The sequence below is a fragment of the Enterobacter cloacae complex sp. IR5384 genome, assembly GCF_049237265.1.
GTDB classification, from domain to species: Bacteria; Pseudomonadota; Gammaproteobacteria; order Enterobacterales; family Enterobacteriaceae; genus Enterobacter; species Enterobacter cloacae.
This window is the reverse complement of sequence record NZ_JBMKHJ010000113.1, coordinates 1-823: the sequence shown is the minus strand read 5'-3', so window position 1 is coordinate 823 and position 823 is coordinate 1. Positions and strand designations below refer to the sequence as shown.

The following is an 823-nucleotide window of genomic DNA, read 5'->3' as shown; positions in this document are numbered from 1 at the left end:
TTAGCCACCAATGATGCCCTCACTTTCCATGATTTTGGTGGGAATGGATTTTCTTAGCGGCAACTTACTTTCGTTGTCTATATCCATGTTAAAGGCGAAAAAGTAAACCTCTGTCTCCTTCTCAACCCACCCAACCCACCATGCGACACCAGGATTTGACTCAGTTCCCACACCAGAAAAACCAGTTTTTGAATGCACTAGATATTCAGGTGCCGCCTCCGTTACCAAAGCCTCTTTTACTATTAGCTGGTTTTCTTTAGATGCTGACAATTTATTTAAATATAGAGACTCTAGAAACTCCACTTGATTAACTGCGGAAATTCTAAGCTGGCCTTCCAACCAGAATTTGTCAATGCCACCACTGATATTCTGGTTGCCATAGGAAAATTTTTTAAGGTATTTCTGCATTCTTACTTCGCCAACTTCTCTGGCGATTTGTTGAAATACGGGAACAGCTGAAACTTGTATTGCCCCTCTTAAGGTCAAGTCTCTTTCCCATTGCTTCATGGCTCTTGGCTTTCCGTCCCATTTGAAAACCTGATGCTCATTCTTTATGACACCAGTTTCTAGGCCGATAATTGCGTTGGGGATCTTAAATGTTGATGCTGGAAGATATTCCTTTGATGCACGAGCTAAGTCATTGGTAGCGCAGGATTTACTGCTACTTTTACAAAGCACGAAGACACCATTGACGGCTTCGGCAGAGAACTCTTTGTTCCAAGACGTATTTTCTGTAATTGAACCAGCTAATGCCGTACTCGAAAGACACGCGATAATTACATATGCGGCAAATGTTTTCATGGCACCTTCTTGGTGGCTAACG

1 protein-coding gene is annotated in these 823 nt (G+C 42.4%); it reads right to left on the bottom strand.

Annotated features, from left to right (window positions below):
* Complete coding sequence (locus ACOTX3_RS26110; protein ID WP_000846390.1) at positions 1-801, bottom strand: oxacillin-hydrolyzing class D beta-lactamase OXA-10; 801 nt, start codon at positions 799-801, stop codon at positions 1-3.
* Positions 802-823 lie beyond the last annotated feature (22 nt).

Bases quoted from the DNA above. Each gene is read 5' to 3' on its own strand.
- ACOTX3_RS26110 (WP_000846390.1), bottom strand. From the start codon at position 801: ATGAAAACATTTGCCGCATATGTAATTATCGCGTGTCTTTCGAGTACG.